Origin of the sequence: Grimontia marina (assembly GCF_900060185.1) — a bacterium.
GTDB classification, from domain to species: domain Bacteria; phylum Pseudomonadota; class Gammaproteobacteria; order Enterobacterales; family Vibrionaceae; genus Enterovibrio; species Enterovibrio marinus.
Window position 1 is genome coordinate 1 of record NZ_FIZY01000009.1, and the last position, 25,728, is coordinate 25,728.

26 protein-coding genes are annotated in these 25,728 nt (G+C 48.8%); 11 read left to right on the top strand and 15 right to left on the bottom strand.

Annotation, left to right across the window (positions count from 1 at the left end):
• The 7 genes from GMA8713_RS26590 to rfaD all read right to left on the bottom strand — a co-directional run.
• On the bottom strand, positions 1-293 hold a 293-nt coding region (locus GMA8713_RS26590), incomplete at its 3' end, for a transposase (protein WP_198159465.1).
• A 125-nt stretch (positions 294-418) separates the two neighbouring features.
• Positions 419-1,468: a glycosyltransferase family 9 protein gene (locus tag GMA8713_RS06340; RefSeq protein ID WP_062706967.1), complete on the bottom strand. Its 1,050-nt coding sequence runs from the start codon at positions 1,466-1,468 to the stop codon at positions 419-421.
• The gene (gene waaF / locus GMA8713_RS06345) at positions 1,465-2,514 is read right to left on the bottom strand and encodes a lipopolysaccharide heptosyltransferase II (protein ID WP_062707167.1); all 1,050 of its coding nucleotides are present in this window, start codon (positions 2,512-2,514) and stop codon (positions 1,465-1,467) included. Before waaF ends, GMA8713_RS06340 begins: the two co-directional genes overlap by 4 nt.
• Positions 2,515-2,527: 13 nt before the next feature.
• Positions 2,528-3,799 (bottom strand): O-antigen ligase family protein, encoded by a 1,272-nt coding sequence (locus GMA8713_RS06350; RefSeq protein WP_062706969.1) that lies wholly within the window; start codon positions 3,797-3,799, stop codon positions 2,528-2,530.
• Positions 3,800-4,354 (bottom strand): acyltransferase, encoded by a 555-nt coding sequence (locus tag GMA8713_RS06355; protein WP_232314377.1) that lies wholly within the window; start codon positions 4,352-4,354, stop codon positions 3,800-3,802.
• A 19-nt stretch (positions 4,355-4,373) separates the two neighbouring features.
• Entirely contained in the window at positions 4,374-5,315 is a 942-nt protein-coding gene (gene lpxM, locus GMA8713_RS06360; protein ID WP_062706973.1) for a lauroyl-Kdo(2)-lipid IV(A) myristoyltransferase, read from the bottom strand.
• Positions 5,316-5,389: 74 nt separating this feature from the next.
• Positions 5,390-6,334: an ADP-glyceromanno-heptose 6-epimerase gene (gene rfaD / locus GMA8713_RS06365; protein ID WP_062706974.1), complete on the bottom strand. Its 945-nt coding sequence runs from the start codon at positions 6,332-6,334 to the stop codon at positions 5,390-5,392.
• Positions 6,335-6,441: 107 nt separating this feature from the next.
• Here rfaD and GMA8713_RS06370 point away from each other — a divergent pair, with 107 nt between their 5' ends.
• From GMA8713_RS06370 to tdh, 3 genes are all read left to right on the top strand, one after another.
• Positions 6,442-7,104: a TetR/AcrR family transcriptional regulator gene (locus tag GMA8713_RS06370; RefSeq protein ID WP_062706977.1), complete on the top strand. Its 663-nt coding sequence runs from the start codon at positions 6,442-6,444 to the stop codon at positions 7,102-7,104.
• Between the two features lie 177 nt (positions 7,105-7,281).
• Entirely contained in the window at positions 7,282-8,478 is a 1,197-nt protein-coding gene (locus GMA8713_RS06375) for a glycine C-acetyltransferase (RefSeq protein WP_062706978.1), read from the top strand.
• Between the two features lie 6 nt (positions 8,479-8,484).
• A complete protein-coding gene (tdh, locus tag GMA8713_RS06380; protein ID WP_062706979.1) occupies positions 8,485-9,525 on the top strand; it encodes an L-threonine 3-dehydrogenase in 1,041 nt (346 codons plus the stop codon).
• A 44-nt stretch (positions 9,526-9,569) separates the two neighbouring features.
• Here tdh and GMA8713_RS06385 read toward each other — a convergent pair whose 3' ends face one another.
• The 3 genes from GMA8713_RS06385 to gpmM form a co-directional block, all read right to left on the bottom strand.
• Entirely contained in the window at positions 9,570-10,286 is a 717-nt protein-coding gene (locus GMA8713_RS06385; protein WP_062706980.1) for a divergent polysaccharide deacetylase family protein, read from the bottom strand.
• An 18-nt stretch (positions 10,287-10,304) separates the two neighbouring features.
• On the bottom strand, positions 10,305-11,468 hold the full coding sequence (locus GMA8713_RS06390) for a peptidoglycan DD-metalloendopeptidase family protein (RefSeq protein ID WP_062707168.1): 1,164 nt from the start codon (positions 11,466-11,468) through the stop codon (positions 10,305-10,307).
• Between the two features lie 189 nt (positions 11,469-11,657).
• Positions 11,658-13,196 carry a 2,3-bisphosphoglycerate-independent phosphoglycerate mutase gene (gpmM, locus tag GMA8713_RS06395; protein WP_062706981.1) on the bottom strand — a complete coding sequence of 513 codons (1,539 nt, stop codon included), beginning with the start codon at positions 13,194-13,196 and terminating at the stop codon, positions 11,658-11,660.
• Between the two features lie 448 nt (positions 13,197-13,644).
• Between gpmM and GMA8713_RS06400 the strand changes: the two genes are divergently transcribed.
• From GMA8713_RS06400 to cysE, 4 genes are all read left to right on the top strand, one after another.
• Positions 13,645-14,085, top strand: coding sequence for a rhodanese-like domain-containing protein (locus tag GMA8713_RS06400; protein WP_062706982.1), 441 nt, complete (start codon positions 13,645-13,647; stop codon positions 14,083-14,085).
• Between the two features lie 100 nt (positions 14,086-14,185).
• Positions 14,186-14,659 carry a protein-export chaperone SecB gene (gene secB / locus GMA8713_RS06405; protein WP_002535289.1) on the top strand — a complete coding sequence of 158 codons (474 nt, stop codon included), beginning with the start codon at positions 14,186-14,188 and terminating at the stop codon, positions 14,657-14,659.
• Positions 14,660-14,680: 21 nt separating this feature from the next.
• Entirely contained in the window at positions 14,681-15,697 is a 1,017-nt protein-coding gene (gpsA, locus tag GMA8713_RS06410; protein ID WP_062706983.1) for an NAD(P)H-dependent glycerol-3-phosphate dehydrogenase, read from the top strand.
• A 228-nt stretch (positions 15,698-15,925) separates the two neighbouring features.
• Positions 15,926-16,771: a serine O-acetyltransferase gene (cysE, locus tag GMA8713_RS06415; protein ID WP_062707169.1), complete on the top strand. Its 846-nt coding sequence runs from the start codon at positions 15,926-15,928 to the stop codon at positions 16,769-16,771.
• An 83-nt stretch (positions 16,772-16,854) separates the two neighbouring features.
• Here the strand turns inward: cysE and pfkA are convergent, their stop codons facing one another.
• From pfkA to GMA8713_RS06430, 3 genes are all read right to left on the bottom strand, one after another.
• Entirely contained in the window at positions 16,855-17,817 is a 963-nt protein-coding gene (pfkA, locus tag GMA8713_RS06420; protein WP_062706985.1) for a 6-phosphofructokinase, read from the bottom strand.
• A 259-nt stretch (positions 17,818-18,076) separates the two neighbouring features.
• Positions 18,077-18,973: a CDF family cation-efflux transporter FieF gene (fieF, locus tag GMA8713_RS06425; protein ID WP_062706987.1), complete on the bottom strand. Its 897-nt coding sequence runs from the start codon at positions 18,971-18,973 to the stop codon at positions 18,077-18,079.
• A 147-nt stretch (positions 18,974-19,120) separates the two neighbouring features.
• Entirely contained in the window at positions 19,121-19,603 is a 483-nt protein-coding gene (locus GMA8713_RS06430; protein WP_062706989.1) for a CpxP family protein, read from the bottom strand.
• A gap of 179 nt (positions 19,604-19,782) precedes the next feature.
• Here GMA8713_RS06430 and GMA8713_RS06435 point away from each other — a divergent pair, with 179 nt between their 5' ends.
• The 3 genes from GMA8713_RS06435 (at position 19,783) to GMA8713_RS06445 (ending at position 23,659) form a co-directional block, all read left to right on the top strand.
• On the top strand, positions 19,783-20,478 hold the full coding sequence (locus GMA8713_RS06435) for a response regulator (RefSeq protein WP_062706991.1): 696 nt from the start codon (positions 19,783-19,785) through the stop codon (positions 20,476-20,478).
• On the top strand, positions 20,478-21,848 hold the full coding sequence (gene cpxA / locus GMA8713_RS06440) for an envelope stress sensor histidine kinase CpxA (protein WP_062706993.1): 1,371 nt from the start codon (positions 20,478-20,480) through the stop codon (positions 21,846-21,848). The genes GMA8713_RS06435 and cpxA overlap by 1 nt, the downstream gene beginning before the upstream one ends.
• A gap of 134 nt (positions 21,849-21,982) precedes the next feature.
• Complete coding sequence (locus GMA8713_RS06445; protein ID WP_232314379.1) at positions 21,983-23,659, top strand: methyl-accepting chemotaxis protein; 1,677 nt, start codon at positions 21,983-21,985, stop codon at positions 23,657-23,659.
• Between the two features lie 48 nt (positions 23,660-23,707).
• On the opposite strand, the gene GMA8713_RS06450 is transcribed toward GMA8713_RS06445, so the two are convergent.
• Positions 23,708-24,172 (bottom strand): tRNA (cytidine(34)-2'-O)-methyltransferase, encoded by a 465-nt coding sequence (locus GMA8713_RS06450; protein WP_062707171.1) that lies wholly within the window; start codon positions 24,170-24,172, stop codon positions 23,708-23,710.
• Positions 24,173-24,279: 107 nt separating this feature from the next.
• Positions 24,280-25,050 (bottom strand): triose-phosphate isomerase, encoded by a 771-nt coding sequence (tpiA, locus tag GMA8713_RS06455; protein ID WP_062706995.1) that lies wholly within the window; start codon positions 25,048-25,050, stop codon positions 24,280-24,282.
• Between the two features lie 280 nt (positions 25,051-25,330).
• On the opposite strand from tpiA, the gene GMA8713_RS06460 reads away from it, so the two are divergent.
• The gene (locus GMA8713_RS06460) at positions 25,331-25,678 is read left to right on the top strand and encodes a 5-carboxymethyl-2-hydroxymuconate Delta-isomerase (RefSeq protein ID WP_062706997.1); all 348 of its coding nucleotides are present in this window, start codon (positions 25,331-25,333) and stop codon (positions 25,676-25,678) included.
• Positions 25,679-25,728 lie beyond the last annotated feature (50 nt).

Here is a 25,728-nt window from a genome sequence, read left to right on the forward strand (position 1 = left end):
AAATACACATTGCCGCAAAAGTACTGATAGTAGGGGTTTTCTACCCATCGGGCACAGACTTCTTCATCGGACAGGGCGTAGACATGTTTGAGGTAATGGAGCCCACACATAAGGCGTATGTTGTTACCCGGTCTCCCTGTTTCCCCGTGATACAAAGGCTCGAAGGCATCATTGAGGGCTTGCCAGTCAATCACCTGAGCCAGTTTCACCAGCTCGTGCCGCAGATTAATCATGTTGACCAGCTCAAGGCGAAAGAGGTCGTGCTCTGTCCGTTCAGGCGTTTTCGGTTTCATTTTCATCACCCAAATTGCAAGGTTTTGGAAGGGGAGGCTTAAAAAGCTTGCAATATGAGGGTAGGAAGATCGATGAGATCATCAAATAGATCAGTGTCTTATTTGTAATTCAGGGCCGACTAATTTCACCTCAGAAGACCGCTATGGGCCATTGAGTTAAGAATTTGCTTATTAGTTGGGATAGAGGCGTCTGCATTCATTACTATTTGGTGAATAACCTCATATCTTGGTGTATATCTAAAAGGAACTGTCGCATAGAAAATTCCCACAGTTGGGGTGTGGGTCGATATGGCAACATTCCTGACGCCAGTATCTGGAGCTACTACCATGGTTGCACCAGCGCAATACGCCAGTAACTCATCAAGTGGCAGGCAGGGTTGAACTTTGAAGTTTTGGTACTTTGACAGGTCTGAAAGATACTCACCCTTTTCATTGTCTTTTACACCCTCAAGGAAAACATGCTCAATATTCGGGTGCTTCTTTATCGCGGCTTCTAACAGTGTTTTCATTTGGTCATTCTGCAACACTTTTCTTGGTTGAGACGCGCCGTTGAAGTAGACGATATATGGGTTCTTTTTATTCACCAACTCTTGATGGTCAGGATAGGCAAAGTCCAAGCGAAGCGCTGGGGTATGACCAAGTAGGCGCAGCATATCCAGCATAGTTTCAACCTCTGGACTGAAATCAGAGCGCCATACTGCAGCATTGTAGAGCTTTCCACGAAGCCAGCTTTTATAAGGAAAGCCTACCTTGAGCTTGGCTTTGTTTAGAATGTTGACCCAATAGGAACGGTTCGTGCAAGCAAGGTCAAAGATGATGTCTTGATCGCCAACTTCTTTGAAGTTAGCTATTTTGTCGGAGAATGAAACCAGCCCCTTTTTGTCTCGCCCATGCAGCACTACGGTGCGATCTGCTAAATCAGATGGCATTCCATATTGGTAGGTAGAAAGGGCCACTAGAGTGATTTCGGCATTGGGAAAGAACTTTCGAGCTTCCACCAGAAATGGTCGAGTTATCACCTGATCGCCCAGTGCAGCGTGTCGAATTACCGCCACTTTCTTTACCGTGTTTGGATCAAACTCGTTGTTCAGGTAGTACTTCGCTGATTTGGAGGCGTAAGCCCCTTTTTCAAAGCAGGCATGTTTAGATGAAATTTTAGGTTCGCTGAATTTCATGGTGTTTCCGTTTGCGCGCTCGATGTTAGGGACAGGTAAGCATCCCAAACTATGTTAGGGGAAAGTTCTGTCAGGCATTTCAAGTGGTTGAATTGGCACTCACGCTTGAAGCAAGGTCGGCATTCAATGTCAGTGTTTACCATGACCACATTATCTGAGAGCGGAGGTGTGTACTTGGGAGAACTAGAACCATAGATGGCAACAATGTTTACACCTACAGCAGCGGCAACATGCATCAGACCAGAGTCGTTAGAAAATACGGTATGGCATGCTGCGAGCAAATCAACTGCATCTACAAGAGCGGTTTCCCCTGCCAAGTTGAAGCACTGTTTTTGAGCCTCTTGCGGAAGTTGACCAATGATAGTTTGAGCAACCTCTCTATCTTTTGGGCCGCCAAACAAGCATATCTGATTGCCTTCCTCGATGAGCTTTTTGGCGACATCAGCATAATGAGAATCAGGCCAGCGTTTCGCTGGTCCAAATTCAGCACCCGGGCAAAGGCCGACAATTTTTTCATTTGGATTGATACCAAACTTGGCTAAACAAGCAGCCTGGTTTGATTCGTTTACGGTCAGCAAGGGGTATGGAACGTTTTTCAGTTTCACGTCATTTAGCATGGAGGCTTTTGGGTGGGCGAGTGCTACGTAGCGCTCGACCATATACTGAAAAACCTTGCGGTCAGGGCGTAAATCATTGAGTAGGCCATAGCGCATTTCGCCTTTCCAGCCTGTGCGCAGGGGAACTTTGGCAAAAAGTGGTATTAGTGCAGATTTTGCGGAGTTAGGTAAAACAAAAGCGTGATCGTATGCTTCAGAACGCAGTGATTTACCCAGTTTCCAGCGGGTCACCAAACTAAATTCACCGTGCCCTACTGGCATCTCTATCGCTCGATTTATCTCAGGCATGCGCTCAAGAATGGGTTTACACCAAGCCGGGGCAAGTACGTCTATTTTTGCATTTTGGTACTGTTCACTCAGTCTTGTATATAGACTTTGAGACATCACCATGTCGCCGACCCAGGAAGGGCCAATAACAAGAATTTTAATGTTTTGTCCCATATTAATATCGGCAATTATTCTCTAAATTTCTGTTCACGTTTGGTTTATCGGCTGTCCCATATATTGATGCTGCCAGGAAAAATGCCAAGAAAAACCCAAAGTACACACTGATTAAATTAGCCTGCAACAGTACTTCTGTTAGGCCGAATATGGAAATCCCTATAATGAAAATGAACCCAGTATAACCAAATACATTGTCTCTTCTCTTGAAGAAGATGATACTAGGGACAACCAGCATAGCCAGAATTGCAAGTAATGAAAGTGATCCGGTTGACGCTATCATTTCGAAATATTGACTGTGGGCGTGGCCTCTACTTACGCCAACAACCCATTCAGTAAGAACGCCATCCTCATGCAATTGTGTTAGTAATTTTTCTCTCTCCTCATGCGGTAGGCCAAGTATGGGGCTTTTTTGTAGAGCAACTAGAGATGCATACCATAACTGAAGTCTTCCTCCAGAAGACACTGCAGAAGATATATCACCGGAGCTCAATGCATGAATTTCATGTATAGTGTAAGCCGTTCTTTTTTGTATTTTCTCTGAGCTGTGGTATGCAAGCAATGACAGAGATAAAAAAGCAAAGACTCCGAAAATAACATGTTTTAGATTTGCTCTATTGATATTTAAGATAAGAATCACCCCTAAAATAATAGGAATGGCGAGGATAGCCCCTCTTGTTAAGGTCATCAAGGTGGAAAGTGTCAAAAGGAAAAATGAGATCCACAACAAAGTCTTATTTTTTGAGCCTCTTAGCATACAGAGAGACATAAAAGCCATTGAACAAGAAAGGTATCCAAAGTTAATGCTAAATAAGAAACCATCGACTCTGTCAAAGTTGAGGATTATTAATTGAAACAAGCTAATGGATATTGTTCCGATGGAGCCAATAAAAATACCTAGCTCCAAAGGTTTTCTTACTTGTAAATTTGGTATTTTATCTTTTAATAATAAATATATTGCAAAGCAAATTAGTATTTTACTTGGGGCGTCAATATATCTAAAATTTCCAAAGTCTCGAATTAGATTATGTACATTGCTAAGAAAGTATGCAGAGAAACATAGCAAAACGATGTAGTCTATGCGGTTGAGCTTTATTGATTTTCTTTTTGATACAATAAATGTAATGGAGTAAATGACTAACACCAACGTAACTGCAACACTAAAGTTGGGTGTCCACAGTAATAGTCCAGGCACTAAGAATAATGACAGTAATATCAAACTTCTTGAATTGAAAGTTGTCTTGGTGATTCTTTCTTTTATTGAAGTGTTCATTTAGTAGTTAAGCTCACTATTCCATATAATGCTATCTTTTATTACTCTGGCTGGATTTCCCGCAGCGATACACTTACCAGGAATGTTCTTTGTAACAACAGAGTTTATTCCAACCACACTGTCATCTCCAATTGAACAGCCTTTTAATATTACTGCACAATCGGCAAGCCATACGTGATCACCAATTTTGATACTCTTTGCTTGATTCACTCTTAGTGTATCCATAAGTATATCGTGTCCATCACTAGTCATCATTTTCACGTTTCGTGAGAGCATGCACCTTTCCCCGATGACGAGAGATGTACCTCGCTCTCGCGAAGATAAGTAGCAACCTTCACCCACAACGCTGTCTTTGCCGATGTGGAGTGTACATCCAATCCCATCGATTTCTATTTGGACACCCCTAAGGTTTGCACCTTTTTCAATAACGAGGAGATTCTTCGTCCCTTTGATGGAAATATGACACTCACGGATGCGAGTGTCTTTATGTATTTCAATAGAATTACCTGAGGAGATTTTGACTTTATTCCGAATGTGAAAAAGAAGACTTGGCATTATACCTCCAAAAACTGACTCAGTAATTCTGGCTACCATCTGGCCTAGATCTCAGCAAATTCATAATCCACATATACTGGCCAGGGTCGTTTTCCAAAAACTGTTCAATGCGTTCGTTCATCATGCGCGCATCTGTTTCTTCGCTCCCTGATGGGAATGGAGCCAGTGGCGGCTGCACAATCACCTCAAAGTTTCCGGTCTCACGGTTATAAACAGGCATTAATGGAACGATTTTCGCGCGGCTTAATGTCGCAAGCTTGCCTAAACCAGACAGTGTCGCTTTCTGTGCGGCAAAGAAAGGCACAAACACGCTGTAGTCCGGGCCATGATCTTCATCCGGCAGGTAGTAGCCAAGGTAGCCCTCACGTACGGATTTAATAAAGGGCTTAATGCCATCTGCACGCTCGTGAGTTCTGCCGCCATATTTTAGGCGCTGCACGTTCATCAACCAGTCTGCCACTTTGTTCTTTTGTTTCTTCACCATGGCTGCGACGGGCAGGCCGCGCGAAGCGAGTTGTACCGCAGGGTAATCAATCGCCCAGCTATGAGGTACTAACAGAATGACTTTCTCGCCGCTCTCAACAAGCTCTGTCAGGATTTCCTCATTGCGGAATAAGGTGCGCTTTTCCAAATAGTGTTTGCTGCGCATCATGATAGTGGCAAAGCCCAGCAGAACACATCCCGCATTAATATAGCTTTGCTCTAAGATGGAGAAACGTTCTTCGTCGGTTTTCTCTGGGAAACATTGCTGAAGATTGATCACTGCACGCTTTTTGGCGCGGTTGTTCATTCTTACCATTCGTTTGGCGAGAAACACAGCGAATTTGTCGCGGAGTCTGAATGGTACAAACGCCATGATGGCAGCAAAGAAAATACCCAGCCAGGTACCCCAATAGCGTGGGTGCAGAAACGCCCATTCAAAGGTTGGTAGGTAAGAGCTGTTTTTCGGATCTTGGCTCATAGAGTCGGAACTACAGAAATCGAACTTAGGAGGAAAAAAGGGGTGGCGTCGTTATTCCACCCGCTTTCAGTTAATTACTTATTCAAAATTGCCATGTACTCGGCAACACCTTCTGCAACAGTTTTAAACTCGTCAGGGTAACCCGCTGCGCGAACTTTGGTGAGATCTGCCTGAGTGTAAGCCTGATAGCGGCCTTTTAGGTGATCTGGGAATGGGATTTCTTCCACTTCGCCTTGCCCGTGGTGCTTGATGACTGCGTCTGCAACTGCGCGGAAAGGTTCAGCGCGACCCGTACCACAGTTGAAGATGCCTGATTGACTGTTTTGCCAGAACCAGATGTTCATCTTGCACACGTCACCGACGTAAACGAAATCACGCTTGAAGGTGTCGCTGCCTTCGAACAGTTTCGGGTTTTGGCCATCTTTGATTTGGTTGTTTAGGTGGAATGCCACAGATGCCATGCTGCCTTTGTGGTTCTCACGTGGGCCGTATACATTGAAGTAACGAAAACCAGTAATTTGAGACAGTGTTTCTCCGTGTGCCTCTGCGTCAGCCCAAATGCGACGAACATAGTTATCGAACAGTTGCTTCGAATAACCGTAAACGTTCAGTGCACCCTCGTATTGTGGCTCTTCGATGAAGTCGTGGTCGCGGCCGCCGTAAGTTGCAGCCGATGATGCGTACAGGAATGGAATTTCGCGCTCAAGACAGTAATGCAGCAACTCTTTAGAATACTCATAGTTGTTGAGCATCATGTATTTTCCGTCCCACTCAGTGGTTGCAGAGCAAGCACCTTCGTGGAATACCGCTTCGATAGGACCGAAATCGTCACCCGCCATGATTTGTGCGATGAAGTCTTCTTTGTCCATGTAATCAGCGATATCCAGGTCAACCAGATTCACGAATTTGGTGCCGTCTTTCAGGTTATCAACCACCAGAATGTCGTTGTAACCTTGTTCGTTCAGCGCTTTAACCAGATTGCTGCCGATCATGCCGGCGCCGCCAGTCACTATAATCATATCTTTACCTAAATTCTGTTGACCTGAATTATGAGAAGGCCCCACCAGTAATTCAGCGAGGCTATGGTAATATTTCCCTTTCTGGGCTTGAGGATAGCAGTTTAACCATGAAAACCCGTGATCGCATTATTCATTCAGCGCTGGCGCTCTTCAACGAGCAGGGTGAGCCAAACGTCACCACTAACCATATTGCTGCCGATCTGGGGATAAGCCCGGGAAACCTGTATTACCACTTCCGTAATAAGGAAGAGATTATACACAGTATTTTCGATCAATACGCGCTCGATCTTTCAACAGGTTTTCAGCCGGAAGTCCCAGCGGAATCTGACGAACAGCGGCTGCTTGCTTACCTCGATGCCACCTTCCAACTGATGTGGCGATACCGTTTCTTCTACGCCAATCTGCCCGATATCCTAAGCCGTGATGCTGAGCTTCAGAGTAAATACCTGGAAGCGCAGCAGGCATTGAAAGCCAATCTCTTTGCGATGCTGAGCCGCTTTCGTGAAACGGGATGGCTGGATATGGACGATGAAGCGCTGCAGTCACTGTGCAGCACGCTGAAACTGGTCGCTTCGAGTTGGATATTCTATCAAAGCGCGCAGTCACCACAGGCGAAGGTCACGCCAGTGGTGATTTATCAGGGCGTGCTGCAAATCCTCAACATGGTGTCACCGATGACGACCGATAAAGGTAGAGCAGTAGTATCAGGTTTGATAGGGCACTACCGCGAACAGATGGAAAGCACCAAGGCGGTTTCCGACTCAGCGTGATAGAGCACAATAAGATGTACTAATTCAATAGACGCGACCTTCCTCAGAACTCTATCATCTACACTCTTTCTAATATGTCATACTGTAAGCTGGGTGTTATTTAGACACTTTAGCTTTCAGTGGTGCAATAATCATATTGATATCAACCTGTTCCTGTTTCCATCGATGGAGTAAGCGATGACTGCCGCTTTTTACCAGCAAATCCGCCAGCAGCTTGAAGAAGTAAAAGCTGAAGGCCTGTACAAAGATGAACGTGTGATCACGTCAGCCCAAAAGGCGAACATCTCAGTAACGTCCGGTGACGAAGTGCTGAACTTCTGTGCCAACAACTATCTGGGTCTGGCTAACCACCCTGCGCTGATTGAAGCGGCAAAAGCAGGGATGGATGAGCATGGCTTCGGCATGGCATCGGTACGCTTTATCTGTGGCACCCAAGATTCGCATAAGGTATTGGAAGAAAAGCTTTCTGCTTTCCTCGGTATGGAAGACACCATCCTTTACTCTTCTTGCTTCGATGCCAACGCTGGCCTGTTTGAAACTATTTTGGGTGCAGAAGATGCGATCATTTCCGATGCGCTGAACCACGCTTCTATCATCGACGGTGTGCGTTTGTGTAAAGCGATGCGCTTCCGCTATGCCAACAACAATATGGAAGAGTTGGAGCAGCAACTGATTGCGGCGAAAGAAAAAGGTGCTCGCAATACACTTATCGTGACAGACGGTGTGTTCTCTATGGACGGTGTGGTCGCAAACCTGCCTGCTATCTGCGATCTGGCAGAAAAATACGGCGCGCTTGTGATGGTGGATGACTCTCATGCTGTCGGCTTTATGGGCGCGAACGGTCGTGGTACCCACGAATACCATGACGTGATTGATCGTATCGACATCATCACTGGCACCTTGGGTAAAGCCATGGGCGGCGCGTCAGGCGGTTACACGTCAGGCAAGAAAGAAGTGATTGATTGGCTGCGTCAGCGTTCACGTCCTTACCTGTTCTCGAACTCACTGGCACCAGCGATTGTTTCAGCGTCTATCCGTGTGATTGACCTGCTGGCAGAAAGCGGCGATCTGCGTGACAAGCTGTGGGACAACGCCAACCACTTCCTTGCACGCATGAGCGAAGCGGGTTTCACGTTGGCAGGTGCTGATCACGCCATTATTCCCGTGATGCTGGGTGATGCAAAAGTGGCGGGCGAATTTGCAGAGCGCATGATGAAAGAAGGTATCTACGTAGTCGGTTTCTCCTTCCCTGTGGTACCGAAAGGTCAGGCGCGTATTCGCACGCAAATGTCAGCGGCACACAGCCGTGAGCAACTGGACAAGGCAATCGACGCCTTTATCAAAGTCGGCAAAGACATGGGTCTGATTGGATAAGCAACGATGACGAACAAAATGAAAGCGCTGGCAAAACTGAAAGCAGAACCGGGCATTTGGATGACCGAGGTTGAGCAGCCAGAGCTGGGCCATAACGATCTGCTGATCAAAATCCGAAAAACCGCGATTTGTGGTACCGACGTGCATATCTACAACTGGGATGAATGGTCTCAAAAGACCATTCCTGTGCCAATGGTTGTTGGACATGAGTACGTGGGTGAAGTGGTTGGTATCGGCCAGGAAGTGCGTGGTTTCGCCATTGGCGACCGCGTATCAGGTGAAGGTCATATTACCTGTGGGCATTGCCGTAACTGCCGTGCTGGCCGCACGCATCTTTGCCGCAACACCATTGGTGTAGGCGTAAACCGTGAAGGTGCGTTTGCCGAATACCTGGTGATCCCTGCATTTAATGCATTCAAAATCCCGGAAGACATTTCAGACGATTTAGCTTCTATCTTCGACCCATTTGGTAACGCGGTTCACACAGCGCTGTCTTTTGATCTTGTTGGTGAAGATGTTCTGATCACAGGTGCTGGTCCTATCGGCATCATGGCGGCAGCAGTCGCGAAGCACGTGGGCGCCCGTCATGTGGTGATCACCGATGTGAATGAATACCGTTTGGAGCTGGCACGTAAGATGGGTGTGACCCGCGCGGTGAATGTGGCAGAAGAAAAACTGGAAGACGTGATGTCAGAGCTGGGCATGCGCGAAGGCTTCGATGTGGGCCTTGAGATGTCCGGTAATCCGTCCGCGTTCAACGGCATGCTTCAAACCATGAACCACGGCGGCCGCATTGCGCTGCTGGGTATTCCGCCGTCAGACATGGGCATCGACTGGAATCAGGTGATCTTCAAAGGTCTGGTGATTAAAGGGATCTATGGCCGCGAAATGTTTGAAACCTGGTACAAGATGGCAAGCCTTATCCAATCGGGTCTGGATTTAAGCCCAATCATCACGCACCATTACAGTGTGGATGACTTCCAGAAAGGCTTCGATGTGATGTGTTCTGGACAGTCAGGTAAAGTTATCCTCGACTGGACAAAGTAATCATCGTCTGTTGCTTGAATTTCAAAACCCGCTCCGGCGGGTTTTTATTGCCTGAGTGCCAGTGAGATGGGCACCAGTTCCACTTCTTTTTGAAGTTCAGGAAGCTGCGCTTGTAAGGTTTCCAGTGTGACAGGTAAAGGGTGGGCGATCACCACAGCAACACCGCGGCGTTTGGCTTGTTGTACGGCAAGTTTGAGCTGGTTTTCGATGAAGGCTTCATTGGGGAAATGGTCAAGAAACACATGACGGCGATTGGTAGCGAGACCATGTTCGCGGGCAATCCGCTGGGCAACAGTTTTGGGTGTGGTGCGGCTGTCGATAAAGCCAATTTCTCGTTCTTCAAGGAGCTCCATGATCCAATGCATAGGCGTCTTATGTTGGGTCAGCAGGCTACCCATATGGTTATTCACTGCCACTACCTGCGGAACACGATACAGCGCCTCTTTCACTGAGCCCTGCATTTCCTTTTTACTCATGGCAAGCGTCAGTGAGTTGGGCTCTTGCGGCGTGCCATCTGGGCTTTGCATCGGAAGGTGAAGCAGGACTTCGCGTTGTTGGCTTAAGGCAGTCAGCGCAACCGCCGTGTCGAATTCGGTGAAGGGGATGATGGAGACACTGATTTGCGGCGGCAAAGCGGCAATCTCTCTTGGCATCATTTCGTAGCCAAGGTCATCGATAATAAAGGCGATTTTAGGTTTGGCTGCGACGGGCGCAGCCAGAAAGAGAAGGAGTAAGGTGGTAACAGCAACAATCCTTTGCATCTGAAACCTGCAGTGCCTTTACCGTGTCAGCCAGGGGCTGGGGTTGGTGGCGTTACCCTTGCGCCGGATTTCGAAATAGAGCGCCGAGGCATCCTGACCACCACTGTTTCCGACAAGGGCAATCGGGTCGCCAGCTTTGACGGTATCACCGACATTGCGCAGCAAAGCCTGATTGTAGCCGTAGAAGCTCATGTCCCCTTTGCCGTGGTCAACCACCACCATCAAGCCATAACCGCGTAGCCAGTTTGAAAGCACCACAGTACCATCATGTGCGGCTTTGACTTCGCTACCTTCTTTAGCCGCGATGACCATACCATTCCAGCGCAGTTGTCCGGTTTGCTCAGTGCCATATCGGTGCAGGATTCTCCCTTTTACTGGCCACTGCATCTTGCCTTTGTACTTACCGAGACCATCCATTTTGACTTTAGCTTGCTCTGCGGCAATGCGGGCTTGTTCAGCAGCGCGTTCAAGTTCTACTTTCAGACGCTTTTCGTTATTTCGAAGCTCAGCAAGGTAGCCCTTGTCACTGTTGATTTCGCGTCGGATAGCGCCTGCTGTTTTCTTCTGAGCCTGCTGCTCTTTTTCCAGCTTCGCTTTATCAGCGGCAAGAGAGGCAATCAGTGTCTTTTGCTTTTCGGTTTGCTGCTGCAGGGTGCGGCGTTTTAGCTGCAGCTCGGTATCGGTAGCAGCGAGTTCGTTGATGGCATCTGTGCGAGCTTTGGAGAGTTTCTCTGCATATACCGTCATGCGATCCATGTCTGCGGAGTCTTCACCACTTAATAGCGCATTCAGTTGGCTGTGTTGGCCTTGTCGGTACTGGCTGTTTAATAGCTCTTTCAAAAGCTCCATCTGGCCAAGCTTGAGTTGTTCAAGACGCTGGCTTTCACGGTTTAGTGTGGCGATATCTTTTGCGATAACGCTTAAATCAGCATTGGCATTACGCATCTGTGTTGCGATAGCGGCGATGGATTGCTCTTGTGATTTGAGATTGGATTGCAGCGCATTGAGTTTTTTCGATTTGGAATTGAGCTGCTGTTCCTGACGGGAGATTTCACTTTTCATGCCAGAAAGCTGCTCGTCACTGGCGAGAGAAGCTGGGCTGGCAAGCAGGCACAACAAAACGCCAGCGCTTATGGCACTGGCGCGCAACAATTTTAAATGGCGCAACGTTCTTCCCTTCATGGCAGGCAGTATATCAAGCCGATCTGGAGTTGGCATTACTCTGCCTGTCTCAGCATCGCAAGTTCGAGAATAAAATCGGTGAAGTTTACTTCCTCTATTTTAAGAGAAAATCAGGAAGTGAGTTGTCAGATCTGCATAAAAAAACGCGCTCCGAGGAGCGCGCTTTTCATCACTGAAAAGTGTGGCTAATTATTTAGCAACGAACAGTGGTTTACCGGTCATGTCAGCTGGTGCTTCAACACCGGTCAGTGCCAGCATCGTCGGAGCCAGGTCAGACAGCTTACCGCCGTCAACCAGCTCGATGTCTTTGCTGCCCGCATAAATCAGTGGTACTGGCAGGTTAGTGTGCGCAGTGTGGATACCACCGGTTGTTGGGTCAACCATCATTTCAGCGTTACCGTGGTCAGCAGTGATCAGCAGTTGGCCATCAACTTCTTTGATCGCTTCAACAACACGGCCAATGCAGTGGTCGATAGCTTCAACGGCTTTCACTGCTGCATCGTAAACGCCAGTGTGGCCAACCATGTCACAGTTCGGATAGTTACAGATGATTTGGTCGAACTTACCGCTTTTGATCGCGTCAACCAGCTTATCAGTCAACTCTTCTGAGCTCATTTCTGGCTGCAGGTCGTAAGTTGCGACTTTCGGGGAGGCAACCAGAGCACGCTCTTCGCCTTCGAATACGGATTCAACACCGCCATTAAAGAAGAAGGTCACGTGCGCGTATTTTTCGGTTTCAGAAATACGCAGCTGGGTTTTGCCTTGCTTAGACAGCCACTCACCCAGAGTGTTAACCAGGTTTTCTGAAGGGTAAGCACATGCGGTGTCGATGTCTGCCGCGTATTCCGTCAGCATCACGAAATCTGCCAGCTCAGCAACTTTGTTACGTTCAAAGCCGTCAAAACCAGGCATGAATGCGCGGGTGATTTGACGCGCGCGGTCTGCACGGAAGTTCATGAAGATCACTGCGTCGCCGTCGTTGAAAGACGCAACAGGCTGGCCTTCAGTACGGATTTCAGAAGCCTGAACGAATTCATCGTTTTCGTCACGGGCATAAGCCGCTTCCAGCGCTTCTACTGCAGAGCCGTAAGTGAACGCGCCTTTTGCTTCAACCATCAGGTCATAAGCTTTTTCTACGCGATCCCAGTTGTTGTCACGATCCATGGCGTAGTAACGACCTACGATAGATGCTGTACGGCCTTTACCCAGTTTCGCGAACAGGGCGTCGAAACGCTCCAGTGATGCTTTAGCACTACGAGGTGGGGTATCACGACCGTCCAGGAAGCAGTGTAGGTATACTTCTTCAGCACCACGCTGAACCGCCATTTCAACAGCTGCTGCAATATGGTCTTCGTGGCTGTGAACGCCGCCTGGAGACATCAGACCCATAATGTGAACCGCTTTGCCTGCTTTCGCTGCTTTGTCGATAGCACCGGTCAGTACTGGGTTATCGAAAAACTCACCATCTTGGATTGCTTTGGTGATTTTAGTCAGGTCCTGGTAAACGATGCGGCCTGCACCAATGTTGGTGTGGCCTACTTCTGAGTTACCCATTTGACCATCTGGCAAACCAACATCCATACCTGATGCAGAGATCAGGGTGCTGGTGCCCGCCATCAAGCCATCAAGAACAGGTGTATTCGCGTTTGCAACTGCGTTGTCGCTGTTGTCTTCGCGGTAACCCCATCCGTCCAGAATAACGAGTGCCAAAGGCTTCTTAGCAGACATACGGTGTCCTCTTTATGTCGATTTCAATATTCGTGAATTAGCGTAACTTTACTACATTTTATTGGTTAAGCAGTAGGCAAACTTTTTCGCTAAATCTTCAACAAAAACTGTAATAGAGGGTGATGATCCCCTATTTCACTGGCTTGACGCTGTGTCTAACCTTTTTGAGCGGGTTTCGAGAATGAAGCCAGTGGAATAAAATTTTGTAGTAAGTAAACAGATCAGTCGTTTAGCTATTGTCGGAGAACAAACGAATCAGCCGAAAAACGTCCAAAAATCGCATTCTCCCTATTTAGTAGTTATTGAGGCGAATGTGATCGATTTCAAGCTTTTTGATCCTGTTGTCAGTGAGCGGGGGCATGGAAATCCAAGCCTATGCTGTATTTGCAGAGTTTGAAGGTTATACTCGGGGTCGATTTTTTGTGCCGACACTTAGTAGAAGCGAGCCATGCAGCAGTTTATAGAATTTGTACAAGCTAACTTGATCTTGTCCCTGGTGTGGGTGGGTCTGGTTGTTGCGCTGATCCTGTCAGTCATCAAACAGAAAACCGCACTTTATAAAATCATCACGCCAAGCGATGCGACCATTCTGGTTAACCGTGAAAAGGGTGTGTTTGTTGATGTTCGTAGTCGCGATGAGTACCGCGCGGGCCATATTGCGGGCGCACTTCACGTTTTGGCGAAAGACATCAAAGCGAACAACGCCGCTGAGATTGATAAACACAAGTCTGACCCAATTATCTTGGTGTGTAAGACTGGTCAAACAGCAATTGAAAGTGCCAATGCACTGGCAAAAGCAGGTTTCGAGAACGTGAACGTTCTGAAAGATGGCCTGATCTCTTGGAATGAGGCGAATCTGCCACTGATCCGCAGTAAGAAGAAAAAGTAACCACGCAACAGGTTCACTATTCTGAAGGCAGCTCAGTGAGCTGCCTAAATCGTTTTAAAATGCGTGAAAGCATTTGTTTAAATAACAAGGATTTATCACTATGGCTGAAGCAGCAACCAACCCACAAGCGCAACAGAACTTCGCGATTCAACGCATCTTCCTTAAAGATGTTTCTTTCGAAGCGCCTAACTCTCCAGAAGTGTTTCAGCAAGAGTGGAACCCAGACGTAAACCTGGATCTGGATACCCAAAGCCGTGAGCTGGGTGAAGGTGTTTATGAAGTGGTTCTGCGCCTGACTGTTACCGTGAAGAATGGCGATGAGAACGCATTCCTGTGTGAAGTTCAGCAAGGTGGTATCTTCTCTGTAGACGGTATGGAAGCCCCTCAACTGGCGCACTGCCTGGGTGCATTCTGCCCGAACATTCTGTTCCCATATGCGCGTGAAACTATCTCTAGCTTGGTAGTGAAAGGTACCTTCCCACAACTGAACCTGGCGCCGGTTAACTTCGACGCACTGTTCATGAACTACCTGCAAAGCCAACAAGCGCAAGAAAAAGACGGCGCTGACGCGTAATAGTAATTTTAAGGTCGACACATGACAGATATCGCCAAGGCCAATGTGGCTATGACCGTACTGGGCGCAGGCTCGTACGGCACGTCTCTTGCTATCTCATTGGCCCGAAACGGTGCTAATGTGGTGTTGTGGGGACATGAGCCCAAGCATATGGCGCAGCTTGAAATTGATCGCTCAAACGAAGCGTTTCTGCCGGGTGTCGTATTTCCCGACTCACTGATCCTGAGCGCTGATCTTGAAGAAGCGATTCAGGCTAGTCGGGATATTCTGGTGGTTGTGCCAAGCCATGTGTTTGGCTTGGTGCTGGCACAGGTGAAACCTTTCCTTCGTGATGATCAGCGTATCTGCTGGGCGACCAAAGGCCTCGAGCCAGAAACCGGTCGCCTGTTGCAGGACGTCGCGCGCGAGCAATTGGGCGAAAATATACCGCTGGCCGTATTGTCTGGCCCAACGTTTGCCAAAGAACTGGCTGCGGGTTTGCCGACGGCTATTTCGGTTGCTTCACCAAACGCAGAGTTTTTGGCTGAGCTTCAGGAGAAAGTGCATTGCGCGCGTTCATTCCGGGTTTACGCCAACAGCGATTTTATCGGTATGCAGCTTGGTGGCGCGGTGAAAAATGTGATTGCGATTGGCGCGGGAATGTCTGATGGCATTGGCTTTGGTGCCAACGCCCGCACAGCACTGATCACCCGTGGCTTGGCTGAGCTGACACGCCTTGGTGTGGCGCTGGGCGCAGAGCGTGAGACCTTTATGGGCATGGCGGGCTTGGGTGATCTGGTATTGACCTGTACCGACAACCAATCCCGTAACCGCCGTTTTGGCCTAGCGCTGGGTCAAGGTAAAGGGGTTGATGAAGCGCAGGACGAAATTGGTCAGGTGGTCGAAGGCTACCGTAATACCAAAGAAGTTCGCGCACTGGCAAAACGTACTGGCGTTGAAATGCCAATCGTTGAGCAGATCTTTCAGGTGCTATATGAGGGCAAAGATGCCCGACAGGCTGCACAGGATTTGTTGGCGCGACAGCGCACCTCTGAATAATTTCTCCGTTTAGTCGGGTCTAAGAAACGCGGGGCTAAGGTCTCGCGTTTTTATTTTTGCGACAAACAGCATGGAGAAGGTCAATCTAGCCGCAGACGGATTGGTAGTGTTGGGTTGTTTGACGTTCTATGTCACACTTAGGTCAATGTTTCGCCGGGACACCTTACGGAGAAAGAGGTGGACGCAGGGGCACAAGTCAATGTTACGACAGCAGATATGGGTAAAATGATGCAAAGGATGTGCGGTGAAGGCCGCGATAAAAAGTGCCAGCAAGAGAAAGTCTGGAAGGCCATTAAGCGTGAGGCAAAAGAGCACTCGGAGCGCGAACCCATGCTCGCGAGCTTCTTCCACGCCACCATCATTAAACACGATTCCCTCGGCGGTGCGCTGAGCTATATTTTGGCCAATAAGCTCGCTACGCCTAGCATGCCAGCTATGGCGGTCCGTGAAGTCATCGAAGAGGCGTATGCTGGTGATAAACGTATTGTGGAATCGGCAGCCTGCGATATTTGTGCGACTGTGGAACGTGACCCTGCCGTTGAGCTCTACTCCACGCCATTGCTTTACCTGAAAGGCTTCCATGCTCTGCAGGGTTTCCGTGTTGCTAACTGGCTTTGGCATCAAGGTCGTCGCGAATTGGCGGTCTATCTGCAAAACCAGATTTCCGTCGCTTGTCAGGTGGATGTTCACCCGGCGGCGCGCATTGGCCGCGGTATCATGTTTGACCATGCGACGGGTATCGTCGTCGGTGAGACGGCTGTGATTGAAGACGATGTTTCCATCCTTCAGGATGTGACCCTTGGCGGTACTGGTAAAGAGTCTGGTGACCGTCACCCGAAAATCCGTACAGGCGTTATGATTGGTGCCGGAGCTAAAATCCTTGGAAATATCGAAGTAGGTGAGGGCGCCAAAGTAGCGGCATGTTCAGTGGTGCTTATCCATGTGCCACCGCACACTACGGCTGCAGGAGTGCCAGCCAAGATTGTTGGTGCGCCAAGTAGTGATAAGCCTTCTTTCGATATGGATCAGAAGTTCAAGTGCGGTCAGAGCTTTAGCGAAGGTGATGGCATCTGAGTGTCACCTGCCTGAAACGAGACGAACAGCAGAAATCAAAAACGGAGCCATTGGGCTCCGTTTTGTTTTCGACCAATGCTGAATTAGAACAGCTTGGTTGCTACGTCGTACAGATCTTTGCGGAAAGGACGGCGCATGTTGTCAATAGCATCGATGATATCGTGGTGAACCAATTGTTCGTTCTGAACGCCTACACAGCGACCACCTTCACCTTGTATCAGCAGTTCAACTGCGTAGGCACCCATACGCGATGCCAGAATACGGTCGAATGCACGTGGTTGACCACCACGCTGGATATGACCCAGAATGGTTGCACGGGTCTCACGGCCAGTTTCCGCTTCAATGTACTTTGCCAGTTCGTTGGTATCGGTCATCAGCTCAGTGATAGCAATGATGGCGTGCTTCTTACCCTTGTAGATACCTTCTTTGATCTTTGAAATCAGGTTTTCTTTGTCCAAACCGATTTCCGGGGTAATGAAGTATTCACAGCCACCTGCGATAGACGCCATCAAGGTAAGGTCACCACAGTGGCGGCCCATCACTTCAACGATAGAAATACGCTGGTGAGAAGAAGATGTGTCACGCAGACGGTCAATCGCTTCAACAACGGTATTCAGTGCAGTCAGGTAACCAATGGTGTAGTCAGTACCTGGAATATCGTTGTCGATAGTGCCCGGCAGACCGATACATGGGAAGCCCATTTCTGTCAGCTTCTTCGCACCCATGTAAGAACCGTCACCGCCGATTACTACCAGTGCATCGATGCCGTGCATCTTCATGTTCTGGATGGCTTGCTCACGCACTTTCTCGTCTTTGAACTCAGGAAAGCGCGCAGAACCCAGGAAAGTACCGCCTTTGTTGATAATGTCTGACACGCTGGTGCGGTTCAGTTTCTCAATACGATTCTGATGCAGGCCCTGATAGCCATCATAAATACCGTAAACTTCGAGACCTTCGCTCAATGCGGCGCGAACAACGCCACGAATCGCTGCATTCATACCCGGGGCGTCACCGCCACTGGTCAAAACACCAATTTTACTAACCATGGTTACCCTCTGACTTTGGGAATTGAAATTTCAAATCCATTGACTCTATGTTGGCGCTACCATCCCAACCCTGCTTTCCGTTGAAAGTCTTAGCGGGTAACGCGGGTTTGCCTCAACATCCGAGACGTGCCAGTTTAGCCTGCTGGCACTTCGTTTGAAACTGTAACTTTCCTACTTATGAAAGACTATTACAATTTTGCTAATGTTTTTCGTTGATAAATATCAGTAACGGTTGCAAATATTCGTGCACCCGCATGTATTAAATTTGTTCGCGAGGTGATTTTCCTACGATTGAGACCGGATCTTGGTGGATAAGGATATCCGCGCCAGGGTAGGCGACCTCTAAACGGTCTTCCACTGCATCTGCGATCCGGTGCGCATCGACCAGTTTGAGGTTGTCGTCCAGCTCAAGGTGAAGCTGAATAAAGCGGGTTGCACCTGCCTGACGGGTACGTAGATCATGCACGCCTTCCACGCCCGGTACCGTCGATGCCAAGGTATAAATCTTCTCTTGGTCTTCTACTGGCAGTTGGTGGTCAAGCAGCGACTGCACCGCTTGGTTCGCCATTTTGAAGGCGCTGACCAGAATGAAAATGCCGATACCGATAGCGAAAATCGCATCTGCCATTGGGAAACCGTACCATGCCAGTCCGAGTGCCACGATAATGGCAATGTTCATCAGAAGGTCAGATTGGTAATGCAGGGAATCTGCTGCAATCGCCTGACTACCTGTTTTGCGAACCACCCATTTCTGGAACAGTACCAAACCACCGGTGATCAGCGTCGCGATACCACTAATGAGCACACCCGCCTCGGGGTGGTTCAACTCAGTCGGTTTGAACAGTCGCTCGACGCCGTTAAGCAACAGGAAGCAGGCAGAGCCGACAATAAATGCCGCCTGTGCGAGGGCGGCGAGAGATTCCGCTTTACCATGTCCGAATTTGTGCTCTTCGTCGGCGGGTTGAAGCGCATATCTGACAACGACGAGGTTGGTGACCGACGCGAGAAGGTCAATCAGGGAGTCGACAAGAGATGCCAACAGGCTGACCGAGCCTGTATACCACCAGGTAAAAAGCTTCATTAAAAGCAAAAAGGTAGCAGTAATGGTCGCTGCCCACGCAGCGGTCTGAACGAGTCGGGCGTATCTTTCAGTCATGAGCACTATCAGCGTGATTTAAGTGTTCGCAGTATAACGTTTTTTTACGACAAATTAACGCACTGCATCAGACTAGCGTTCAGTGGCAGAAAGACAAATGCCGGCAAAGGCCGGCATTTGGGGGAACTTATTGAGGGGAAAGGGCGATTAGCCGCGATCTTCCATGCGTTTTTGCATGCGCTCAGCCATCTTTTCCATATTTTCTTTAACCTGAACTTTTTGCTCAGGGGTCAGAATGCTCATCATTTCGTGTTGGCTTTTCACCATGGCTATACGGCGCTCGACTCGCTGGTCAACCATCTTTTCTGCCAGTGCGCGAACAGCTGCTTCATCGAAGTTATCTGCCAGCATCAGTTCTTGCATCTGTTGGCGTTCTGCCATCATCTGAGTGCGGAATTCGCCTTTGTTGGCTTTCATAGCTTCGCGTTTTTGCTCGCGAAGGGTTTTCAGTTCTGCTTTTTGCTCGTCGGTCAGGTCAACGCCACGCAACAGGTGTTTACCCATCATGCCTTTACCGCCGTGCATACCTTCACCACCGTGATGTTTGCCACCAAATGCCATGGCAGACATTGAGCCCATCATCAGAGGCAGGGCGATAACAGTTGCAGCAATACTTTTTGAAAATTTCATGGTGTTCTCTCCGGTTTTTGTTGTGTCGCTTGATGGGAGTAACTTTACCCACTGGGATGTAAACCGGTGTTCTGCATACGTAAAGCAATGTAAAGGCGGGTAAACCTAAGACTGACATATGGAATCAGCTCGATGAATGGCAGATACTAGCCATAACAACACAGTATTAGGCGCACCCCATGGCAAACATTCTTCTTATTGATGACGACACAGAACTGACCAGCCTGCTTCATGACTTGCTGGAGCTGGAAGGCTACCAGGTGGATATCGCCAACAACGGTCAGGAAGGTCTGGATAAGATCAGTGAAAGCACCGATTTGGTCCTGCTGGATGTGATGATGCCAGTACTGAATGGCATGGAAACCTTGCGCCGTCTTCGCGATAGCTGGGAAACCCCGGTATTGATGCTGACCGCTAAAGGGGAAGAGATTGACCGCGTAATGGGGTTGGAACTCGGCGCGGACGATTACCTGCCAAAACCTTTCTCTGATCGCGAATTGCTTGCCCGTATGCGCGCTATTTTACGCCGCACCGCGAAGGGCGGCGACGAAAAGAGCGCAGACGATAACCAAGACAAGCTCGAATATCAGGATATCGTTATCTATCCCGGCAAGATGGAAGTGTACTGCCAGTCCCAGCTGATTGAGATGACCGGCACGGAAACCGCTTTGCTAGCGTATTTGGTGAAACAGCCGGGAAGCGTGGTAGCGAAGGCGGATATCAGCCTGAATGTGCTCGGAAAACGTCTTGCCCCATTTGATCGCGCCATCGACATGCATATCTCCAACATCCGGAAAAAACTGCCTGAACGTGAAGATGGCAAGCCGCGCATTAAAACCCTGCGCGGCCGTGGCTATTTGCTGGTGGAGGCATAATGAAGCTGCCGACCATTAAGAGCCTGTATGGCCGTATTTTTGCCATCTTCTGGCTAACGTTATTGTTGGTGTTGATTGCTGTATTAGCGGCGCAACACAGTAACCCTCGTCAGCAACATACTGTGCCCACTGGGATGCAAACTGAGTTTAAAGCACTGGCTCAGAGAGTTTCGGAAGAAGTGTCAGAGATGAGAGGGTCACTCAAACAAAAACTGCTGCGTTTACAGAGACAACAACCTGAACGCAAACCGATGAAAATCTACTTCACGACGCTTGATGGTGAATTGCTGGATAGAGGTCATCATGGTGGCAGCAGAATGCTGAAAAACTTCACCACGCTTGCTGATGACCCAGAAGACCCGATGCAGCGTCTTTATGGAAAATGGATGCTGGCTGGGCCGTTTTTGATTGATGATGGCAGCGCTCAGGCGTTGATGTATGTCGGCAAGCTGTGGCGAGATAAACCGCCGTTTTACGTACAAATTCTCGATAGACCTTTTCAACTGCTGTTGGTCACCATGGTGGTCAGCACGCCTCTATTGCTTTGGCTCGCGTGGGCAGTGACCCGCCCAGCACGCCGCCTGCAGGCGGCAGCTGAACGCGTCGGCGAAGGGCGCTTTGAAACCGACCCTTCTTTGGAAAAAGGGCCGCGTGAGTTCGTGCAGGCAGGTGCAAGCTTTAATCAGATGGTGGCAGCACTGAATCAGATGATCAGCGGTCAACAGCGATTGCTGTCAGACATATCCCATGAGCTCCGCTCTCCCCTGACCCGACTGCGAATGGCGAATGCACTGGCAATTCGAAAGCAGGGCGAAAGCCCGGATTTAACGCGTATTGATACCGAAGCCGAACGTATGGAGCAGATGATCGCTGACTTACTTTCTCTGTCCCGTATGCAGCTCAACAGCCATGCCGAACGGGAAGAGTTTACCCTTACAGAGCTTTGGGAAACCCTGCTACAGGATGCCGAGTTTGAGGCGGGGGAGAGCGGAAAAATACTGGTGTACAACACGATTCCTAAGGCGAAAATAGAAGGCAATGGAAACCTCTTGTGTAGCGCGCTGGAAAATGTGGTGCGTAACGCCATCAAATACGCGGAAACAAAAGTGGAAGTGTCTTTCTCGCAGAATGGCAGAGATTTGACGGTCAGCGTCAGTGACGATGGCGAAGGCGTACCGGAAGATATGTTGGGTGATATTTTTCGCCCGTTTTACCGCGTATCGACCGCACGTGACAGACAAAGTGGCGGTAGCGGTTTGGGGCTTGCGATCACTGACAGTGCCATGCGTCAGCACAATGGCAGTACAAAAGCGAGCCTCAACAGTCTTGGCGGTCTGACTATTTACATGACACTGAAAGCATTGAATTAAAAGAATTGTCATTAAATTTTACGGCAAACCTCTCAAAATTTAAACATTTTGCTAATCTTATTAATAAGTTTGATGTGGAGAGGTGTGCTCTCTCCGCAACCAATGCAGTACAAGGCTTAGCGGAGAGGCTACTTATGTCAGCAAAGAAAATGACGATCAGACAGCGTCTAACTATGTTCGTTGCTCTAGTGTGCGGAATACAGTTTATTGTAGGGGCGTTTGTTTTTTATAAATTGGCTTACATTGAAAGTCATATACAGGGCGTTGCTTACCGCGATATCCCGATCCTTGAATCGCTCAGTAAAGCGACAGAGCATCAGGTAGAACAGCGGGTCCACTACAATAAAGCGTTTAGATATGCTCTGGCGATTGGAAAAGAACCCAACGCTCAGGAAAACTATAATAAAGAGAAAGCCTATTTCTATAAATGGGGCGACAAAGTCACAGAGGATTTTACAAAGGTCGGATCGGTCCTCAGTGTAGCCTTAACCAAGGACACTGCAGAAGAACAGGTAGCCTTTACTGAGGCTAATGAAAAGTTTGATAATATCAAAGCATTACATACTAAGTGGATGGTCCACGTCGAAGATGTGTTTAGGGAACTTGACGGCCTTCATTACCAAGAAGCTGTAGTCTTGGATGTGGTGGTTGGCGAAGAAGCAGAGACAACCACAAAATTGGTAGATAGCCTGCTCGATGATGTTGGAAAATTCACTGAGACTGCTGTAATCGATATTGAAAAGAGGGCTGTCACTTTGGAATACACCGTTATCGGGGCTGTGATTGCCGCGCTGATCGTGGCCATTACTATTGCGAGGATAATCCTCGCCGGGATTATCCGAGGCCTTAATAAGGTATCCGCAGCGTTGTTAGTGCAGGCAGAGGGTGACTTCAGTAAGGCAACTGTGGTTGATGAGTCGGGTATCATCGGCGAGTTGCAGCAGAATCTGGAAGGTACGCGCCAGAGCACCAATGGCATGATTGCTAAAGTCGCACAGGAAGTGTCTGATGCAGTCAGCCTTTTGAACGATGCAGCGCAGGCAGTTAAGAAAAATTCGGATGCACAGAGCGGCGAAATTATGCAAGTCGCTACGGCGGTGAACGAAATGTCCGCCACCGCGCAAGAAATTGCTAACAACGCGACCCAAACACAAGATGCTACAGAGGAAGCCTCAGGTAAATCGTCTGAGTGTATGCGCATCAATAATGAAGCCGTCAGCCAGACTCAGCAACTGATTGAAAGCCTGACTCAAAGCAGCGCAGCACTGACCGAGCTGGAAAAAAACAGTGCGAACATCACCTCTGTACTGGATGTGATCAAAGGGATCGCTGAGCAAACCAACCTGCTGGCGCTGAACGCTGCCATCGAAGCAGCACGTGCCGGTGAGCAAGGCCGTGGCTTCGCCGTGGTCGCCGATGAAGTGCGAAGCCTGGCACAGCGCACCCATGACTCGACCTCTGAGATTGAAACCATGATCGTGCAGCTCACTAGTGTGACCAAAGATGCGGTTGATACTATGCAGAAAAGCTGTGAAATGGGTGATAAGACCATCGAGCTTTCTCACCAATCAGCTGATTTCCTTAATCAGTCGAGCGAGGCGACGTCTCGCGTTACCGATATGAACCTACAAGTTGCCAGTGCTGCGGAACAGCAAAATGGCGCCGTAGAAGATATCAATGTGAATGTGAGCAAGATCAGCGAAATGGCCGATAAAAGCTCCCATCAGGTGGCCAGCTTGGTCAATGCCACCGATAAACTCAACGCGATTGCGAAAAACCTTCGTGTCTCGGTGGGGATGGCTGCTTCGTAAAGCTCTAGTTACTCGGAACATAATGCAGGCTCAGGCCTGCTTTTCTTTTTATAGCCCACCCTCAAAGCCAAGCTGTCGCCATGCTTCATAACAAATCACGGATACCGAGTTTGCCAGATTAAGGCTCCGGCTTTCTGGCACCATAGGAACGCGGATAAGGTGCTCGGGGGAGAAAGCATTACGGACATTATCTGGCAGGCCGCTGGTTTCTGAGCCGAACAGAAACACGTCGCCCGCTTGATATTTGACATCAGAGTGGGGGCGGCTGCCTTTAGTGGTGCAGGCAAAGATACGCCGCTCTCCCATGGCTGCCAGAAACGCCGCATAGTCCGGGTAGCGAGTCACATTGGTCAGGTCGTGGTAATCAAGACCAGCACGACGCAGTTTCTTTTCTTCGAAATCAAAACCCAGTGGTTCAATCAAATGAAGTTTGCAGCCGGTATTGGCCGCGAGACGAATGATATTACCCGTGTTCGGGGCTATCTGGGGTTCATGAAGCGCAATGTGAAACATGGAAGCAGGCTCGCCAACAAAATGAAAAAATGCAGTATAACGGGGAAAAAGCAGAAACAAAAAAGGAGAAGCCTTGGCTTCTCCTTTCGGTTCAGAACAGGTCTGAATTACGCTTTTGCTGCCGCCGCTGCTTTCGCGATAGCTGCAAAGCTTTCAGCGTTCAGTGCTGCGCCACCAACCAGAGCACCGTCGATGTCCGGTTGTGCGAAGTACGCTTCTGCGTTCTCAGGCTTAACAGAACCGCCGTATTGAATCACAACGTTCTTCGCCACGTCTTCGCTCTTCGCTGCGATGTGCGCGCGGATTTCAGCGTGGATGCGCTGTGCATCTTCTGCAGTCGCTGCTTTGCCGGTGCCGATTGCCCAGATTGGCTCATACGCGATAACAGTACCGTTTAGTGCTTCAACGCCTTGGGTGTTGATGACTGCGTCAAGTTGACGAGCACATACGGCAACGGTTTCGCCCGCTTCGTTTTGTGCTTCAGATTCACCGATACACAGAACCGGAACCAGACCGTGCTCTTTCAGGAATGCAAATTTCTTCGCCACGTACTCGTCAGATTCTGCGTGGTAATCACGACGCTCTGAGTGGCCGATGATGATATGAGTTGCACCGAAGTCTTTCAGCATTTCCGGAGAAATGTCGCCAGTGAACGCGCCGCTAGCATTAACGTCGACGTTCTGAGAGCCCAGCAGGATTTTGCTTTCTGCTTTGCCCAGCAGTTGCTCTGCCAGATCCAGGTACATCACTGGTGGTGCAATCGCTACGTCTACACCTTCAACGCCAGCAAGTTGTGCGTCCAGACCTTTGATCAGATCTGCTACCATGGCTTTACTGCCGTTCAGTTTCCAGTTACCCATTACCAATGGACGGCGCATAGGGAATTCCTCCGTAATCCAATTATCGAAATTCAGTTTCGGCAACGATAACAGCAGCGCTGTCAGCGTTTCCTGTCCAAAATCATAAATGCCATCGTTTGTACTCGTTTTGCGTGCAAATGTGAACCTTTGAGTAACAAAATTTCGTTATAAATTTTCGGATTAGCACTTGCGAGTGAAAGATGGCGTGGTGTGATCTGAGGAGAATATTCTTCTCTCTAGTAACAATCGCCCTAAATGCTGCGGTAAAGTGGCTCATTATCGTAACAAGGAGTGAGTTATGCCTCATATTGTCATGGAATACAGCGACCCGGTTTCAGAGCGGGTCAGCATTGGACAACTCTTGGAAGATTTACATCAGACAGCGATTGGCAGCGGTATCTTTGATGTCAGTGACGTCAAATCCCGTGCTTATGCCTGCCATGATTGGTTGATTGCGGATAAGGATGATCAGGAAAACTTTATCCATGTCACCTTGTGGCTATTAGATGGGCGTGATGAAGAGCGAAAGCGAAACCTCAGTCATGCATTTTTAGATGTGATGCAGAAGCATGCGCCGGAAGTGGCCAGCTTAAGTGCGGATATTCGGGATATGGACAGGCGCTGGTACGCGAAAGTGGAACGCTGAGAGTGAAGGCAAAAAAGGCGGCGGTGGCGAACCACCGCTCAAAAACTGAG